General features: G+C 49.4%; 19 protein-coding genes and 1 tRNA gene. 5 read left to right on the top strand and 15 right to left on the bottom strand.

Annotated features, from left to right (window positions below):
* The 10 genes from OLM33_02155 to buk all read right to left on the bottom strand — a co-directional run bounded on the left by OLM33_02155 (position 1) and on the right by buk (position 8847).
* On the bottom strand, positions 1-1248 hold the full coding sequence (locus tag OLM33_02155) for a TolC family protein (GenBank protein MCW1712480.1): 1248 nt from the start codon (positions 1246-1248) through the stop codon (positions 1-3).
* Positions 1249-1275: 27 nt separating this feature from the next.
* On the bottom strand, positions 1276-2673 hold the full coding sequence (locus tag OLM33_02150; protein ID MCW1712479.1) for a HAMP domain-containing histidine kinase: 1398 nt from the start codon (positions 2671-2673) through the stop codon (positions 1276-1278).
* Between the two features lie 4 nt (positions 2674-2677).
* Positions 2678-3361, bottom strand: a complete 684-nt coding sequence (locus tag OLM33_02145; protein MCW1712478.1) for a response regulator transcription factor — start codon at positions 3359-3361, stop codon at positions 2678-2680.
* Positions 3362-3538: 177 nt separating this feature from the next.
* Positions 3539-4141, bottom strand: coding sequence for a hypothetical protein (locus tag OLM33_02140; protein MCW1712477.1), 603 nt, complete (start codon positions 4139-4141; stop codon positions 3539-3541).
* A gap of 245 nt (positions 4142-4386) precedes the next feature.
* Positions 4387-4938, bottom strand: a complete 552-nt coding sequence (locus OLM33_02135; protein ID MCW1712476.1) for a 2-oxoacid:acceptor oxidoreductase family protein — start codon at positions 4936-4938, stop codon at positions 4387-4389.
* A 15-nt stretch (positions 4939-4953) separates the two neighbouring features.
* A complete protein-coding gene (locus OLM33_02130; GenBank protein ID MCW1712475.1) occupies positions 4954-5700 on the bottom strand; it encodes a thiamine pyrophosphate-dependent enzyme in 747 nt (248 codons plus the stop codon).
* Positions 5700-6785, bottom strand: a complete 1086-nt coding sequence (gene vorB, locus OLM33_02125; GenBank protein MCW1712474.1) for a 3-methyl-2-oxobutanoate dehydrogenase subunit VorB — start codon at positions 6783-6785, stop codon at positions 5700-5702. The genes OLM33_02130 and vorB overlap by 1 nt, the downstream gene beginning before the upstream one ends.
* 20 nt (positions 6786-6805) lie before the next feature.
* Positions 6806-7021 carry a 4Fe-4S binding protein gene (locus OLM33_02120; protein ID MCW1712473.1) on the bottom strand — a complete coding sequence of 72 codons (216 nt, stop codon included), beginning with the start codon at positions 7019-7021 and terminating at the stop codon, positions 6806-6808.
* A 19-nt stretch (positions 7022-7040) separates the two neighbouring features.
* A complete protein-coding gene (locus tag OLM33_02115; protein MCW1712472.1) occupies positions 7041-7784 on the bottom strand; it encodes a hypothetical protein in 744 nt (247 codons plus the stop codon).
* Complete coding sequence (gene buk, locus OLM33_02110; protein ID MCW1712471.1) at positions 7771-8847, bottom strand: butyrate kinase; 1077 nt, start codon at positions 8845-8847, stop codon at positions 7771-7773. The genes OLM33_02115 and buk overlap by 14 nt, the downstream gene beginning before the upstream one ends.
* A gap of 188 nt (positions 8848-9035) precedes the next feature.
* On the opposite strand from buk, the gene OLM33_02105 reads away from it, so the two are divergent.
* Positions 9036-9109: transfer RNA gene (locus OLM33_02105), tRNA-Cys, on the top strand.
* 101 nt (positions 9110-9210) lie between these two features.
* Here the strand turns inward: OLM33_02105 and OLM33_02100 are convergent.
* Entirely contained in the window at positions 9211-10203 is a 993-nt protein-coding gene (locus tag OLM33_02100; GenBank protein ID MCW1712470.1) for an EamA family transporter, read from the bottom strand.
* A gap of 169 nt (positions 10204-10372) precedes the next feature.
* Between OLM33_02100 and OLM33_02095 the strand changes: the two genes are divergently transcribed.
* Positions 10373-11092, top strand: coding sequence for a hypothetical protein (locus OLM33_02095; GenBank protein ID MCW1712469.1), 720 nt, complete (start codon positions 10373-10375; stop codon positions 11090-11092).
* A gap of 110 nt (positions 11093-11202) precedes the next feature.
* Here the strand turns inward: OLM33_02095 and OLM33_02090 are convergent, their stop codons facing one another.
* The 3 genes from OLM33_02090 to OLM33_02080 are packed head-to-tail and all read right to left on the bottom strand — an operon-like array spanning position 11203 to position 12100.
* Positions 11203-11427: a hypothetical protein gene (locus tag OLM33_02090; GenBank protein ID MCW1712468.1), complete on the bottom strand. Its 225-nt coding sequence runs from the start codon at positions 11425-11427 to the stop codon at positions 11203-11205.
* Positions 11396-11728, bottom strand: coding sequence for a hypothetical protein (locus OLM33_02085; GenBank protein ID MCW1712467.1), 333 nt, complete (start codon positions 11726-11728; stop codon positions 11396-11398). The genes OLM33_02090 and OLM33_02085 overlap by 32 nt, the downstream gene beginning before the upstream one ends.
* A gap of 33 nt (positions 11729-11761) precedes the next feature.
* On the bottom strand, positions 11762-12100 hold the full coding sequence (locus tag OLM33_02080) for a hypothetical protein (protein MCW1712466.1): 339 nt from the start codon (positions 12098-12100) through the stop codon (positions 11762-11764).
* A gap of 152 nt (positions 12101-12252) precedes the next feature.
* Here OLM33_02080 and OLM33_02075 point away from each other — a divergent pair, with 152 nt between their 5' ends.
* Positions 12253-12723, top strand: coding sequence for an L-2-amino-thiazoline-4-carboxylic acid hydrolase (locus tag OLM33_02075; GenBank protein ID MCW1712465.1), 471 nt, complete (start codon positions 12253-12255; stop codon positions 12721-12723).
* The gene (gene larE, locus OLM33_02070) at positions 12695-13537 is read left to right on the top strand and encodes an ATP-dependent sacrificial sulfur transferase LarE (GenBank protein ID MCW1712464.1); all 843 of its coding nucleotides are present in this window, start codon (positions 12695-12697) and stop codon (positions 13535-13537) included. The genes OLM33_02075 and larE overlap by 29 nt, the downstream gene beginning before the upstream one ends.
* Here the strand turns inward: larE and OLM33_02065 are convergent.
* A complete protein-coding gene (locus tag OLM33_02065; protein MCW1712463.1) occupies positions 13518-15041 on the bottom strand; it encodes a Do family serine endopeptidase in 1524 nt (507 codons plus the stop codon). The genes larE and OLM33_02065 overlap by 20 nt on opposite strands.
* A 223-nt stretch (positions 15042-15264) precedes the next feature.
* On the opposite strand from OLM33_02065, the gene OLM33_02060 reads away from it, so the two are divergent.
* Entirely contained in the window at positions 15265-17934 is a 2670-nt protein-coding gene (locus OLM33_02060; GenBank protein MCW1712462.1) for an EAL domain-containing protein, read from the top strand.
* Positions 17935-17992: the final 58 nt, after the last annotated feature.

Raw genomic sequence — 17992 nt, 5'->3', positions numbered from 1 at the left:
TTAAAGACCTCCCATGGCCTTTTCGAGATCAAGGCGCTTTGCCTTGCATTCATAGAGCGAGAGGATGGTGTTTGTCTGGGCCGAGGCGTAGCTTTCGACTGCATCGGATATCTCAAGACTGCTTCCCACTCCCGCTTCGTAGCGCCCTTCAGCCAGTTCATAAGTCTCCCTGGCCTGCCTCTCGGCTTCAAGGGAGGCATTAAGCGCCTCTTTAGCCTCAGCCAGTGCATGCCAGGCCTTCCTTACCTCAAGCATCACATTGTTCGATGCGGCATCAAACTGTGCCTTTGCCGAAACAAGGTCAGCCTCGGCCCCTTCGACTCTGCTTCTGGTAAGTCCCCCGTCATATATGGGAAAACTTAGTGAAAGTTTGGCGTTCCATCCATTGTCGTCAAAGGGAGCGCTTCCGTATGCGGTGTATCCCGCTGAAGCGCTGATTTCGGGAGAGAGTCCTTTTTTTTGCAATGCAACAAGGGTTTCGGCATATTCGACCTTCCTGCGCTGTGAAACAAGGTCGGGCCTGTTTGAAAGAGCTTTTTCTACCGCTTCTCCGATCGGCACCCCCCAGTCTTCATAGGTGAGGACATCTGCAAAGTCTTTTATTTCCATCATCGGCAGGCCCATTGCCGAGGCAAGCTGCGCCCTGTACTGCTCTGCCGCTGACCCGGCCTTGACAAGCGTCAGCTTTGAATTTGCAAGGTCAGCTTCAGCCTTTGTCACCTCAATTTTGGGCTTTGTACCGACCTCGTAGTAGGACCTCGCCCAGGAGAGCCTCTTCTGGTAATTGTCATACCTGGCCTTTGCAACCTCATGCTGCCTTACAGCTCTGTTAAGGTTGTAATATGCCGACCTGACCGCTGCGATGACCTTGTCCCTTGTATCCATGTATTCCGCTTCCGCGGCACTCATGTTTATCTTTGCCCCCTCTATCCGGAGGCCCCTTTTACCCCAGTCGTAGACAGACTGTTCAAGCGAAACGGAGGTGCTGTACCTTCCTGAATCGTCTGTGGAGTCGGTACTGTCGCTCCTTGTATAGGAAGCCCCTGCACTCACCTGCGGCCTGCTGTCCGCGGCGCTCTGCCCTACCGCGGCCTTCTTTGAAGCAACTTCTGCCGCTGCTGCGACCATATCCGGGTGCTTCTCCAATGCAGTATCTATGCAGGCTTCAAGTGTCAATGTCTCCGCCATTGCAGTTCCGGCTGAGAGGATCCAAATCATTAGTGCCGCAGCGATCAGTTTATTTCTCAACGGACAATGCACCTCCGAGTTAACTATCTATGATTTATTGAGAGGAAGCGTAATTGTAAATGTACTGCCTTCGCCTTCCCTGCTTTCGGCCATGACTTTGCCGCCGTGGGCTTCAACTATCGCCCTGGTTATTGCCAGGCCTATGCCGAGTCCTCCGCTTGACCTGGTACGTGACTTGTCTGTCCTGTAGAAACGTTCAAAGATATATGGCAGGTCCTGCTCGGATATGCCTATGCCCGTGTCACTGACTTTGATATCTGCCGCGCCGTCCGATCTGACAAGGGAGAGAGTCACGGTCCCGCCGCTGTCGGTGTATCTGAGCGCGTTGGAAAGAAGGTTTTCGACTGCCTGCCTTATCTTCGTCTCATCTGCTGCCAGGAATACATCTGCCTCTATCTCCCTTTTCAGATCTACGGACTTTGACCTGTAGAGGGGGTCGAACGTCATGGCGACCCTCTCCGTCAAATTGGACAGATCAGCCGATCCAAGCACGATGCCATTTCCGGCATTCTCTATCGAAGTTAGCTTTTCGATCTCGGAGATCATCTTTGAAAGCCTGTCTATTTCATCCACAGTGAGCTTGATCCTCTCTCTTGTAGGTTCCCAGACCCCGTCCTCAAAAGCCTCAAGGTGTGATTTGATTATCGCGAGAGGGTTCCTGAGTTCGTGCGCTATGTCGCTCATAAGCCTCTTACGGAGCTCTTCCTGTTCTTCAAGGCCCAGGCCGAGCCTTTTAATGCTGTCTATGAGTGCCTGAAGTTCCGTGATATCCGACTTCAGGCCTTCATCCGCCTGATACCTGCCCTTGCCTATAAGCGACGCCATCTTTGAGACATTCAGGACAGGCCGGCTGATCAAGTCAGCCATTACAAAAGATATGATGACCGCAATTATGAGCATGAACCCTATTGCATATTTCATATGGGAATTGAATTTCTTCAGGAAGATGCCTTCCCTGCTCTCAATGAAGGGCAGGCAGAGGAAACGGACACTGCCAACGACCTTGCCTCCGGAAGACACCGGAAATTCGTTCATTGCCAGTTCACCTCTTCCGGGACTGACAAAACCCCGGTCATCACTGCTGCTGTTCATCATAGGTCCCCTCATGGCGCCATGTCTCATCGGCCGCCTGAACTCGGCTATCAGTATCCCTTCCGGATCATAGAGAGCCGCATGGACCATAGGCCATCGGAGGATGTCCCCCCTCAGTCCGGAGAGAGCAGTTATGTCCCAATGACCTCGTAAGTCGTAGTTCTCTTCGAGGATCCGTACTGCCTCCTGCTGATCTTCGCGGAGCCTGTCGGAAGAAAAAAGGCGAAACTGCCTGTCCAGCAGTTTTGATATACCGGCAGGTATCACCAGCATGCATATTATGACGATGACCACGTACTGGAAAAGCATCTGGGTCCGCAGTGAACGCTTCATCAGCTTACTCCGAGATCCTGTATCCGAAACCATGGACTGTTTTTATGTATCCGTTATCGTGTTCGGGATCTGCAAGTTTTTTTCTTATGTTTTTGATATAGCTGTCTATCGATCTTTCAAAACCTTCGTATTCATATCCAAGTGCATGGATTATAAGTTCGTCCCTTGTCCATGTCTTTTCCGGCCTTGAGGCCATCTTTGAAAAGATCATAAATTCATTTTTAGTGAGGGGGATATGCTTGCCTTTTTTAGTCACTGTCAGTTTGTCGTTGTCTATCTCTACATCCTGTCCTATTTTTAATATCCCGGTGCTTCCTGTCCCGGAGCGGTCGGTGTTTCTGAGGTTGGCCCTTATCCGTGCCATGAGGACCCTTGGACTGAACGGCTTTATGATGTAGTCATCCGCGCCGGCGTCAAGTCCTGCTATGACATCATCCTCACCGCTTTTTGCTGTGACCATTATTATGGGAGCTGTTGACGCCGCCCTTATTTCTTCACAGACCCTTTCGCCTTTCATACCTGGCAGCATCAGGTCGAGAAGCACAAGATCGTAGACTCCCTCATTGAACATCCTGAGGGCTTCCACCCCGTCCCTCGCAATGTCTGCTTCGTATCCTTCCCGGAGCACGTAGGCCTTTTCTACATCCGCTATTGCTTTTTCGTCTTCTACAATAAGTATCTTTGTCACCGCTCCCACCGCCCCGAAAAAGATCTTTGATCGTCCCGCCTCTTATTATCATACATAAATATCAATAACTATTTTGTCATAAATCAGGAAATTATATTGCAGTAAAAATTAAAAATAATGACGGTATTTCGAAGCCGGAGCCGTCGATCTGTATGGCTTCGGCTTCGAAGGTCCAAACTACTGCTGCGGCTGACCGTTTTTGCATCCCCAGCCATAACCGCGGCTATTTTTGAAAGCCTCGGGGCTTTTGAGCATCTCTTCTAAGCGTGCATTGTCACGGTCATTTTTTATCTTCTGTATCTTTGTGTGAAGATCGCGGATCTTTGCCTTGTTCGGCGTCTCTTTCTGAAGCTCGGTCCTCATCTCGGAATGGAGCTTCCTTATCTCTTCCAGCGTTGCTCTGTCCTCAGGGGAAAATTCGTGCCTGGGACCCGTTGCCCTGGCTTTGAACTTTGAGGGATCCTTAAGTATCTCCTCAAATTGGGCGGCTTCGATCTCCCGGTCCAGCTTCTGTATCTTCTCGTGTATATCACGGGCTTTTGCCTTATTCGGAATATCCTTCTGGAGCTCTGCCCTCAGATCGATATGGAGCTTCGCTCTCTCATCCATCTTCGCCCTCACTTCGGGAGCTGAGTCCTGCCACATCTGCTGGCCGAAGCCCATAGGCATGCCCCCGCCGGGTCCGCATTTACCTCCTTTTCCTCCCCATCCGGGAGCCGCCATTGCGCTTCCCGCAAATACGAGGACCAATATTGCCGCTGCAAGTATTTTCTTTTTCATCTACATCGACCTCCAGTTTTATTGTCAGAATCACCGTTTGATATCCGGTGATGCAAGCCTACCAAGAGCTTATGGAGATTTTATGATGTAAATGTGTGGATTTTATGGTGATCTGCCGAAGCTGATACCGCCGCTGTCCGGTCAGAACATAAAAAACCCCCGCATATCCGGTCAGAAATGTGCGGAGGTTTATCATGCTGCCGGCTGTAATGCGGCAATAATGGGCAATGTAAAAAATGTTTTCGTCAGCTTGAAAGCCCGATCTTTTTTCCTTCCTCATAGGCTTTCATGTTGCTTTCAAGGAACTCGGGTTTTCTGGCGCCAAGTTTTTGTCTGATGATCTCCCTGGCGGTATCGTCAGAAATGAAATCGGACATTGCTATGACAACTCCGAGTATGACTACATTTACCGCCCTTTCGTTGCCAAGGTTTCCCGCGATCTGCGAGGCATCGACCGGAATGACCCTGATGTCCTCTCTCGTGGGCGTGTATTTGGCCATGTCACTGTTATAGATCAAAACACCGCCGGATTTGACAGAGGCTTCGTATTTATCGAGAGAAGGCTGGTTGAGAGCAACCACCACATCCGGTCTTGTTACAAAGGGCGAGCCTATCTCCCTGTCGCTGACAGTTACCCCGCAGTTCGCTGTCCCCCCTCTCATCTCGGGTCCATACGAAGGAAGCCAGGTAACGTATTTGCCTTCTTTTATGGCCCCGTATGCCACGAGCTGCCCCAGGACCATTACACCCTGACCTCCAAAACCTGCGCAAAAGAGCGTTCGTGTGTGATCAGACATCCAGCCGGACCTCCCTTACTTAAAATCCTTGAATACCCCAAGGGGATAATAGGGGATCATGTTATTGACAAGCCAGTCGCACGCGTCTGTCGGCCTCATTCCCCAGTTGGTCGGACATGTTGAGAGGACCTCGACAAATGAGAAGCCCTTGTTTTCCATCTGGTTTTTGAATGCCTTCCTTATTGCCTTTTTGAGTCCGTTGAGATGGGCAGGCTTCGCGGCCGAAACTCTTTCTATGTAGCAGGGAGAGGCAAGGGATGCGAGCAGTTCAGACATCCTGATCGGGTAACCTGCCCTCTGCGGATCACGGCCGCCGGGGGTGGTCGTAGTCTTCTGCCCGATCAGCGTGGTCGGCGCCATCTGTCCCCCGGTCATGCCGTATATGGCATTGTTTACAAATATTACGGTGATGTTCTCTGAACGGTTAGCAGCATGGACTATCTCTCCCATGCCTATCGAGGCAAGGTCACCGTCCCCCTGATACGTGAATATCAGCCTATCAGGCCTTATCCTCTTGAACCCTGTCGCTACGGCGGGAGCCCTGCCGTGGGGAGCTTCAATAAAATCCGTGTCTATGTAACCGTACATGAGCGCAGCGCATCCCACAGGGGCGACGCCGGTAGTTATATCCTGGATATCCAGTTCATCAAGAGTCTCGCATATCATTCTGTGGATGATCCCGTGGGTGCACCCGGGGCAATAGTGTGAATGGACTCCCTCTATCCAGCTTCTGGGCCTCTGGTATACTATCTTTTCTGCCATTATAGGTCCCCTCCCTTGCCGGAGAGCTCCGCGAATATCTTGCGGCACTCTTCTTCGATCTCTGACACACCCGGGCACATGCCGCCCGAACGCCCGTAAAAACTTACCGGCAGGCTGTATCTGACGCCTCTTTTAACATCTTTCAGCATCTGCCCCCAGTTCATTTCCACGTCAAGGATATGTCTGCATTTGGGCATAAGGCTTTCGAAATCATCATACGGAAAGGGACTGACGATCAGGGGCCTTATGAGGCCGACCCTGTACCCTTCCGAACGGAGATCATCCACTGCGGATCTTGCTATCCTTCCGACGGTCCCGAACGCTGAGATCACGACTTCAGCATCGTCAGTAAGATATTTTTCGCATGAGGTCTCGTTTTTTTCGATCTCATGCCATTTCGCTTCCAGCTTCCTGTTGTGCGCTTCCAGTTCTTCAGGATCGAGAAAGAGGCTCCTGATTATGTTTCGCTTCCCGCCCCTTTCCCTCATGTATCCGCACGCCCATTTTTCCGGCTGTGAAAGGTTTTTCCCATGTCCCGGCGGGATCTCTACTGCTTCCATTATCTGACCTATCACTCCGTCGCAGAGGACCATTACCGGAGTCCTGTATGTCTGTGCCAGGTCGAATGCTTTCTGCATCATGTTCACCGCCTCCTGGAGCGACCCAGGAGCCAGGACGATCAGATTGAAATCTCCGTGGCCTATGCCACAGGTAGCCTGGTTGTAGTCTGACTGCGAAGGCAGTATGCCTCCCAATCCCGGGCCCGCCCTGACCACATTGACCACCACTACGGGTACTTCCTGCCCGGCTATATAGCTTATGGACTCTGACATAAGAGATATGCCCGGACTTGAGGAACTGGTCATCACCCTCTCGCCCGTCGCGCCGCCACCAAGTATCATGTTTGAAGCTGCAACTTCGCTCTCTGCCTGAAGATAGACCCCCCCGACCTCAAATAGGCGTTTCGACATATATTCCGGGATCTCATTCTGAGGGGTTATCGGATAACCGTAGAAATACTTGCATCCGGCCTGGATGGCAGCCTCGGCGATCGCTTCAGTCCCCTTCATCAAAGTTTTACCCATGCTGATCACCCCTTTTCCCCTCATTCTTCACGAAAGACCCTGATCACCGCATCAGGGCATCTCATCGCACACATCCCGCACCCTATGCAGTCTTCAGGTCTTGCCGCTTCGACTGGACGATATCCCTTTTTGTTGATCTTGTCCGATATCTCAAGGACACTTTTGGGACACGCCTCCACGCACATGGAACAGCTTTTGCAGTATTGCTCGAGTATTTCGACTCTTCCCTTTGGCATTTGAAACACTCCTTTTGTATTAAATACGCACCTTGTCTCTTTCCCATGGCAACAGTATCTCTCTGTGCAATATCCACAGAGGGATACGATCCCGAAGGATGTCCTTTACACCGGCCGAGATGGATCCTTCGGCCATCCCGAAAAGCATCGGGATGCCCAGTTTTTCTGAAAAATCATCCACCAAAAGGATCCCCTCTGCACAGTCATGCGGCGTCGTCTTGTCCATAAGGTGCGGGTTGGCAGCCGTAAAACTGACCTTCAGTCCGCATGTTGCTTCCAGTTTGTCTTTCATCGCTTCGATCTCTGAAAAAGTTTTTGTGTGGGTCCTGTAGGGGTTGATAAGAAATATGAGGTCATATCCGGCTTTGATCAATTCAGGTTCAAACTGCTTTAGTGCAAGCGCGCCCTGTGAATCTCCCCCGACGTCGATTATCAATCGGCGGGATCCGTCATGGATCTTTGTCCTGATCAGAGGGTTAATGTAGCTCATGTCTCCCCACTTGATATCTCCGGGAGGAGAAAGCACGGACAGGTTCTCTTTCGCTATGTCGGCTGCCAGTGCCCTCAGGCAAAAATAAGGATTTATTATATCCATGTCAGACAGGACTACCTTGTCTCCGGCAGCAGCCATAGCTGAAGCCAGGCTTATTGTCAGTTCTGTCTTGCCTGAGCCGAGTGCGCCGGTGACTGCGACAACATGATCCCATTTTATACTGTTCAATAATGCGAGGTTGTTATCGTGGACATCATTATTCTTTTTCATAGACATGCGCCTCTTCTTCCCCCGAAAGGACTTTATATGCACCTTCGACGAGAGCCCTCAGTTCATCTTCGCCCGGTACGCAGATGACTTCCGATATCCAGGAGACCCTATCCCTGATAAGATCACAGAGGTATGCACTGTTTGCGAGACCTCCGGTCAGTATCACGGCATCTACCTTCCCGTAAAGGTTTACGGCCCTTGAACCAATTTCTGCGGCTATCTGGTAGGCAAGCGCGTCCACTATAAGTTTCGCCTTCACGTCCCCTGAGTGGATCCTTTCGACGATCTTCCGGAAATCCCTGCTTCCAATGTGAGCGGCAACTCCTGCTTCACCTACTACCATCCTCTCTATCTCTTTCCGTGAATATGTGCCGGAAAAACATAGATCAATAAGGTCCCACGCATGGACGGTACCGGCACGCTCAAGCGACATCGGGCCGTACCCTCCGAGCCCGTTGTTCACGTCGATAACTTTGCCTTCACAGTGCGCCCCGACCGTGACTCCGCCTCCCATGTGAGCAACGATGAATCTGCACTGATCAATATGTTTTCCCATTTTTTGGGCGACCTTGTAAGCCACTGCCTTTTGGTTCAGGGCGTGGAACACAGACCTTTTGGGGAGATTGGGCATCCCGCTCACGTGGGCGACCTCGGACATCTCGTCTACGCATACCGGGTCAACGATAAAGGCAGGAATAGATCCTGCCTCCTCCGATATCCTTTTTGCGATCAACCCGCCAAAGTTCGATGCGTGCCTTCCGTACCTGCATGATCTCAGGTCTGCGGCCATTTCCTCGTTAATTATCCATGCACCGCCTGAGATGGGGCGCAGCAGTCCGCCCCTGCCGACCACGGCGGAGAGCTCGGAAACGCCGTTCCCATGCTTTTTAAGTATTTCGACCGAATTGGTGAACCTGAAGAGTTCCTCTTTTTCAGGCGACCCTTTGCATCTGTCGATTTCTTCCTGACTGTATGCCACAGATTCAGACCATAGCATCTCCAGATCTTCGTACAGCGCAGCCTTCATTCCGGTGCTTCCTGGGTTGATTGCAAATATTTTCATTTTTACCCTCAACCTTTGCTAAATAGAGTCTTATTTCACATTTTAGATATGCTTTTAAAAAGAAACACTTCTCTATACTTTATTATAATACATTTATATTCCTATGCAAAGATTTCGATATTCAATTGAAATTTCCGGCTTTTCTGTGCCTTGACACTCAATATTCTGGTTGTTATACTCTCCTTCGTGGCGGCATAGCCAAGCGGTAAGGCAGAGGACTGCAAATCCTTCATCCCCAGTTCGAATCTGGGTGCCGCCTCCAAAATAATTTGATAAACGTACAGATAAAAATCTCAGGGGAAGTTCCCTGGGATTTTTTTCGTCCGCTCTAACGCTGCGGGTCAAAGCCGGGAGGATCCGTATCTAACGCTTATCTCTGCGGGGATCCCTTATCATGAAGATGACCGATGCGACTATCAGAGGCGTTGCGATCAGCATGTTCATGCTCAGATGTTCTCCTCCCAGAAGCCACCCCAGAAAGACTGCGACGACGGGGTTAACGAAGGCATGAGTAGCGACCCTGTTTGCCGGCTGCACCCTCATAAGCCAGAGAAAAGAGGAATATGCGACCAGAGAGCCGAAGATGATCAGGTAGATAAGTGCAAAGACCGATCTGGAGGAAAAAGAGGCCATATTTTGATAATTTCCCGTGAACGCCGAAACAAAAAAATGGATCAGCATCATTACAGCTCCGCCGCACATCATCTGCATGCCAGAAGACATGAGCAGGTCCTGATGGATCTGGGGATTTTTTGAAATAAAGGCCCCCATTACCCAGGTGATCCCGCTCAAGATCAGCATCAGGACCCATATGATATAGCTCGATTCAAAGGAGAAGTCAGCATTGGGGTCTCCCGCAACAAGGAAAAAGATCCCCAGGAAGCCTAAGGTGATCCCGATATAGTGACTCCCCGCAGGCCTCGCACCCTTGAAGAAGAGCCAGCCTATCAGGCAGAACCAGAGCGGTTCCAGCGCCACGAGAAGTGCGGCTATAGACGACGGCACTACAGTTTCGGCGCTTGTTATCAGTCCGTATGAAACTACGAACGGAAGAAGGGATGCAAAAAAGGCATTTTTCCATCCGCTGACAGTGGTCCTGTATCCCGACATCACTGACCTAAGTGCAAAGAGTATGATCCCCGCGCTGAGAAACCTTGCACCGCCTGAAAAAAAAGGCGGTATGGTCTCGACCGTGAACCTGATCCCCAGATATGTGGATCCCCATATGATGTACACCATCAGATAAGCAAACACCAATGCTGCTTTTGAGGGTTTGTCCGTTCCCGCTGCAGGCATGATACGACCCCTTTTCTTTCTGTGCGCCGGCCTGTTCTCAGTGAACAGGATGCCGTCCAATTATAACGCTATGGATCGTGATCATCTTCATTTTTTTATCTCACACAAAAAAAAATCGTTGTGTAAATACATATTTTTATGCAATAATGACAATCATCGATAAAATATTACTATTGCGCAAATTTAATAATTATTTTAAAGCAACCTCTATAAGAGGAGGCCGCAGACTTTGGAAAACAATGTAGTAATGCAGCTCTTCGTACAGAGGCACATGCCCGACGGAAGATCCCTCACAGTCCCCTGTACGATCGAAGTACTGTCAGAAAAAGATGAGAAATTCTCTATAGAACTACACAATGAAGTGGCTTTAGGTCTGAGCCGTGACATCTTTGCCGCAAGCACAGAAGAAGAACTCAGGCGATTTTTGACTGAAGACGGCATAGCAGTTGGGGCAAGGTATGACGGCCGCCTGGTCTGCCTGAGGACTCTCAAGATCTCACCTGACTGGGTGAGGGAATCCCTTGCGGACTACAGCCTGTCTCCGGAAAGATACGAGCATTCTGCAGTAACAGGTTTCTGTGTAGTGGACAGGGAGTTCAGGGGAAACAACATACAGTTTCTGACACAGTTTTATGCCGAGAACATCGTTTCAAGGAGATTTGACTCGGTCGTAACGACTGTATCGCCCAAAAATATCTTCAGTCTGCAGAATGTGCTTGCATGCGGATACTATATTATTTCCATCGAATGGACATACGGAGGTTATCTCCGTTTTGTGCTGAAAAAGGAGTTCCACCCCAAAGATCCTTTATGGACACACGGACATCTGAGGATACCGATCAGGGATATCAAAAGACAGAAGGAAGCTCTTTCGAACGGCAGCGTAGGCTACAAGATCGTAAGAGGACCAAGCGGGTTCGCGATCCTGTACGGCAGGATCGGTCCCTGATCCATTCTTACCAGACATTTAACAGTACGGAGCTAATGTCAAAAAAGACAAAAAGGCAGCTCAAACCGGAACGGTCTGGCTGCCATTTTTATTCTTGCACAGATAAGTGACTAGATCAGTTTTTTGATCATTCCCGAGATCAGTCTGGGTCCAGGAAAGAAAGCACGGGAAATTTTTTTTCCCGCAATGCTCATCATCAGGCCGGCAAGCACAGCGGCGCCCACAACATGAAGGGGCTTCCTTCGGATCATACGGACAGGGTCCATCTCCATCATGGCTGACCTGAAATTGGCCTTAGCCTCTTCAAGCGTCAGTTCTCTTTTGCTCCGTTCCAAGACGGGACGCCCCTTTTCCGTAAGATATCATTCTTCCCTTTAAGATCGTCCATGCGCCGGATCCCAGGAGGATAGCCGCGACAATAAGCGCTGATGCCGGTCTCCCCAAATACTCGCTAAGCCAGAAGTAGAACGCTGCTCCAACGGCAAAGACACCACAGATGACAAGAGAGACTCCAAAAAACATGATGAGGAATCCTTCTGTGACGAGGACTGATTTTTCCCTGAAAGTCCTTCCTTCTGCTTCGATCAGATCAAAAAAACTGACTATCAGATTGGTTAAAGTTTCCAAAATATCCACCCTGCCTGTCCCCCGGCCCAGAAGGTCCGGGTGCTATTCCTCTTCGGGTCTCCAGCAGCAGTAATCGAGAAGTTTTCCTATCACTATACCGGCTCCAAAGGCGATCACTACAGACAGGAAAGGATTATCCGATACTCTGGTGCCGACTTTGGCGACAGCAGCCCTTCCGGGTTCCTCATATTTTTCGATCACAGGCTTTACTGCGGCCAGGAGGGTTTTGGCGCCGTCATCCAAGGTGCTCTTGACCTTGTTGAAATCTATGACTCGTTTGGCCTCGGCCTTTTCCTGCTGTTCCGCGATAGCGCATTTCAGTGCCTCGATCTCAGCCTTGAGTTCCATTATGACATCTTCGCTGGTCTTGACCTCTGTCATGGTAATTCCTCCTCCTGATTTTTCCCGTCTTGTGCCTCTCATATATGTTTCTGTTTCGCTATTTTATCATGATAGAGTATTTTCGGGGAATAAGAGGTTAAAATAATAGTGTGTTTTGCTTATTGATATTATGTTCGGCAGGAGGAAATGAGATGAAGGAAAATTACGTTGAAGTCCCGCTGCTTCAGCAGCGCGAGATCGAAATGAGGGTGCTGAGACCTGTCATAAGAGCTTTTGCAGCTGAGTTTGGAAAAGAAAAGACCTATGATCTTGTGCGCAGGACGATGCAGGAAATATCACGCGGACTTGGCAAAGAAAAGTCTCTCGGGGGCGGCGGACTTGAAAACCTCAAGTCAAAGTGCATCTCAAAATGGAATGATGGAGGTGCGCTGGAGGTCAGCATCAGGGAAGACTCGGACACCATTCTGGCTTTTGACGTCACAAGATGCGATTTTGCAGACCTTTACAGGGAACTCGGATTCGGTGATATCGGAACCCTTATTTCCTGCGACCGTGATGCGGCATTCCTTGACGGTTTCGACCCTGAGCTCGAGCTAGTAAGACAAAAGACACTTATGGAGGGCGAAGATCTCTGTGATTTCTGCTACAGGAAAAAAGGATGACCTCCTCATCATAAAAGAAAAATACGGAGAACTGACGGACTCGATTAGAAAACTGGGAAAGGCGGCAATAGCCTTTTCCGGCGGAGTCGACAGTTCTCTGCTTGCCTATGCGGCAAAGGAGACCCTGGGAGATAATGCGTGTGCATTTACACTTTGGTCTCCGTTGCTGCCCGCGGATGACAAGAGAGATATTTTATCTTTTACGGATAGATACGGGATAAGGCTCTTCAAAATCGAACACAACGACCTTAGCTGCAAAGATTTCTGCGAAAACAGTCCTGAGCGGTGCTATATATGCAAATCGGCGAGGCTGGATGCCCTGACTTCACTGGCAGAAGAGCTTGATATCCCTTGGATGCTTGACGGCTCCAACATTGACGATCTGAACGACTGGCGGCCCGGCATGAAAGCTGTCAGGGAATCGAAGATCACCCTCTCCCCCCTCCTTGAATGCGGCCTTTCCAAAAAAGACATAAGGGAGATATCATCTCATCTGGAACTGCCGACCGCGGTCAAACCATCGGCGGCATGCCTGGCTTCACGGATACCGACTGGGACAGCCATAACGGAAGAGCTGATCCTGAAGATAGATGCGGGAGAGGACATAATCAAAAAATATCTTCCGGCAAACGCTCAATTGAGGATGCGCTATGACGGAAGGGCCGCAAAAATCGAGACAGACCGGGAGAATATACCCGGCCTGTCTCAGTCATTAGCTTTGATATCCGAAGAACTTGCGCTTATCGGTATTGCAGCGGTCCTTATAGAAAAGGACGGTTATATGATGGGCAGCGCTACAGTTCGACCGAAATAAAGAGGGTCTGGCCGCCCCTCGACATCAGTATCCCCAGAGATCTGTTCTTCGCTCCCATCACCCTGTTCCAGTCATCCAGCGTTTTCATCTTTGTCCTGTTCACTTCCAGGATGACATCTCCCGGCTGGAGGCCGAGCCTGGCTCCGAGACTTCCCCTGTCAACGTCTGTCACTACGAGGCCTTCGTCTGAGTCAAGCCTGTATTGCCTCTGAAGCTCGCTGTCTATAACAGCTGCGGTGATCCCCATCTGCTTTGATGAGCCCGATGAGCTCTTGGGACCCGGGGCCGGCTTGCTGCCGCTCTTCTCCCCTTCGCCCCTGTCGATCTCACCAAGGACGACCTGTACGTTCCTCTTTTTCCCGTCCCTGTATATCCCGAAATCCACCTTGTCGCCGGCCATTTTATTCCTTACGGAAAAGACCACGTCCTGACTGTTTTTAACTTCCTTGCCTCCGATCGATACGATAACGTCGCCCCTCTTGAGGCCGTACTTATCCGCGGGTGAGTTCGGCTCTACGTCTGCAATGATCGACCCTTCCTTGACAGGTATTTTGTAAGAATCGACAAGAGCAGCCGTCAGAGGCTGAACTGTTACGCCAAGCCATCCCCTGCGCACTTCTCCGTGCTTTATGAGGTCATCCATGATCTGTTTGGCCATGTTGATAGGGACTGCAAATCCTATTCCCTGTGCATAGGGGACGATGGCAGTGTTGATACCAATGACCCTGCCGCTGAGATCTATCAGGGGCCCTCCGCTGTTGCCCGGGTTTATCGCAGCGTCTGTCTGCATGAAGCCCTGGAAATTGACACCCGGAGCCTGGAGCGTCCTGTTTTTGGCGGAAACGACTCCCGCTGTCACTGAATTCTCAAAACCCAGAGGATTGCCTATGGCCACGACCCATTCACCGACTTCTGTCGCATCGGAGTCGCCAAGCAAAAGTACGGGAAGATCAGGAGCTTTGATCTGTATTACTGCAAGATCGAAGGTAGGGTCCTGTCCGATTTTTTTTGCGTCAAAGGACCTTCCGTCAAGAAGAGTTACCTTTATTTTGTCGGCACCCTCGACAACATGGTTGTTCGTGAGGATATAGCCGTCCTTCGTAACTATGAAGCCGGAGCCCTTTCCTCTCTGAGGGATCATTCTCTCCTGCGTTCCGCCGCCTCCGAAGATATCTCCCCCAAAGAACTCTTCAAAAAAGGGATCCCCTCCGAAAGGATTTGTCATTATCCTCTGTTTCACCATTGTTTCAGTGTCTATGTTAACAACAGCAGGGGAACTTTTTTTGACTATCGAGACTATGGGGTTGCCTGTGTAAACATCCTGTGCGTATGCCCCGGGAGTGGTCGAAGCGACAGTCCTGACTTCAGGTTCCCTGATATTCTTAACAACGCTGTATTCCGACGCAATAAAGGTCCCGAAGGCTCCTCCCGCAAACATGATCGCTCCGGCTGCGGCAGCTATTCCAAATTTTTTGACAGCAGTTATGAAATTATCCTTATTCATGAACACACCTCCGCGTTCCTGATTATGAGAAATATTGTTGCACGGCTAATATTCTAATTAATCCCCTGCAAATTGCATCAAGGATATTACGTAAGGCAAAGAAGGTGAAAAAACTTAAATCAACTTTTTTATACTTCTATTTTGTTTTATGTCTCGTTGTTCTTTACATCTCTGCCTGCTATAATATTAAAGTAATATAATCCGACCACAGTGGAGTTACTAGATGAGGAAGATATTCCGATCCTATTTTCCGACCACCCGTGCATTTTTCATTCTGATAGCCTTTCTGGCTATCACTTTTATTGCCATCTTTGCCCTTCTTGACCATCTAAGGTCGATATTTTTTTCTCACGCAGACGCTCAGAACCAGTCGGTGGTATCACTGGCAGCCAACATGGTGGACGAACGCATCAACGCGAAACTGATCCAGCTTCAGGCTCTCGGATACACTGCATCCTCACAAAAAGACCTGTCGGACAAAGACCTCCTTATAAGGAGACTAGAACAGATAAAGCACGAGGCATTAAAAATAGGTTATGACTTCATCCAGCTTACGGACCAAGAGGGAAATTATGTAAGCACGAGCGGGAAAAAAGCGATCATCGTTGAGGACGAACATTTCTACAGAGCGATCAGAGGCTTTAGCGTTGTGTCAAACATCTTGAGCAATGATATGACCGGAACAAGCGGATCCTCGGACAATAAAATGGTCATATTCAGCGTACCTGTATTTTCCGGGGCTTCCGTCATCGGAGTTCTGACAGCTGCCATAAATGTAGATAAAATATCCATGCTGGAGAATATAAACATTCCCTACAGCGGCACTTTTTTGTGCCTGATAGACGGGAACAACAGCATTGTAGAGTACTCCGGCAGCTTCCTGAGGGAGTTTCCGCATCTCACCAGGAGTTTCAATTTTTTCAGCCCTCTGTCAACTTTGATAGAGTCTGATGAACTGCTTTTCCTTAAAGAAGAACTTGCCGGCCTTGCCGGAACTGTGATAAAGCATCACAAAAGCAGTAAAAATGACAGGATCCTTTCATTCGCGGCCCTTCCCCATTCAGACAGATGGAAGCTCGTCGCGGTTTCGTCGGAAGACAGCATCAGATCACAGCAAAACAGCCTGCTCATCAAAATCGGCGCTTTGATATTATTGTGTATATTCCTGATCACGCTGACCGTTGTCTACCTTTACGTGATAAGGTGGAAATACATGAGGATCCGTGAACTCTCAAACACCACGATAAGCAAGGCCGGGTTCAATTTTTTCAAAGTATCGCCTGACGGGGATGTCATGGACTTTGACGACGACTTCGCCTCTTTTCTCGGCATCCATAATGATAAAAAAGTTTTCAGCTTCAAAAGGCTGCTCAATGAGGAACAACAGGTCTTCCCCATGTCCGGGATGGATCGTGATACATCTTTTAAGCTCAGGCTTTCCATAAAGAACAGCGAAGATAAGGATATTTTCCTTCTTGTCCAGATCATAGGGGAGAAGGAGAGGGACTTCTACCCTGCCTTCGCGATAGACGTGACTGATGATGAACTCTTGCAGGAAAAGGTAAGGGACCTGGCATATACCGACAAGACTACGGGACTCCCAAACAAGGAGAGCTTTATCCTCAAAATTGAAAGCCTGAACAGGAAGAGCACGTCAATGATTTTCAAAAGCGGGCTTCTTTTTATTGACATAAACAACAGCCATAGGATACTGGAAATATTAGGACACAGGCTCTTTGAAAAAATGCTGCGTGATGCTGCTGACAGGCTTTCCGTTGTTGCCGCCGCCCATGGCGGGGAGATCTTCAACCTGGAGAGCGATGATTTTGTGATCGTCATAGACGATTATCAGGACGACAGCGAGATGTGCTCAGTAGCAAACAAGGTCTACGGCGCTTTTGCAATGCCCTTCACGTTGGGAGACGCGCTGTACGAGGTCAGCTTAAGAATAGGACTTGTCTCATGCACAGAATATCTGAGAGGAGCACAGATCAGTCCGAGCGACATGCTCAGATACGGCGAGATAGCCGGAAGGCTTGCAAAGAAGAGTGAAGGGGTATTTATACTTGACATCGAGTCTTATTTGTCCGCCATAAAAGAACTTGATATGGAGGTAGATCTGATAAACTCGATAAAAAACTGCGAACTTAAAGTTAAGTACCAGCCTGTCTACTCTTTCGGTCCTGACCGGATAACAGCAGTAGAAGCGCTCCTCAGATGGGAAAACGAGCGATATGGGAATGTCCCGCCTTCCATCTTCATAGCTATAGCAGAGAGGTGCGGTTTCATAAACCAACTTGGCGATTTCGCAATTGACACAGCACTGGATCTCGCATCGAGGCTGTGCTCTGAAGACAGGGGCATCCTGGTGAATTTCAATGTCTCATCGATGCAGTTCTCACAGAGCAGCTTTGCGGAAAAACTCAGGGACAAGTTCAGATCCCGGAGCCTTCCCAAAGATAGCGCAGGCCTTGAGATAACGGAATCCTGCCTTTGCGGCGAAACTTCTGACTTTATCGAAAAGCTCGAGATGATCAGAAGAGAAGGAATAATGGTCTCTATCGATGATTTCGGGACCGGTTATTCTTCCCTCTCTTACCTTAAAGACCTCCCCATAGATTTTCTCAAGATCGACAGGAGTTTCATCACAGGGATCGACTGTTCAGAAAAACATTTCAATCTTTTCAAAAGCATAACGGCACTGGCAGGATCTATCGGTGTTGAGGTCATTGCGGAGGGTGTGGAGACAGAAGATCAGCTTGACGCAGTCCGGAGGTGCCGCTGCAGGCACATACAGGGGTTCCTGATCTCTGAGCCTATGGATGAGGATGCTCTGATGGACTTTATCAAAACTTACACAGGACCCGGAAAAGAAAGCTGCCGGAAGTCATAAAGACAATAAAATGAGCGAAGGGCAAAATGTCTCTTCGCTCATTTTATTATCTTTAGTG

It is taken from the genome of Synergistaceae bacterium DZ-S4 (assembly GCA_025943965.1).
Lineage (GTDB): Bacteria > Synergistota > Synergistia > Synergistales > Synergistaceae > Caenicola > Caenicola nitritireducens.
This window is presented reverse-complemented; position numbering and strand designations above follow the sequence as displayed.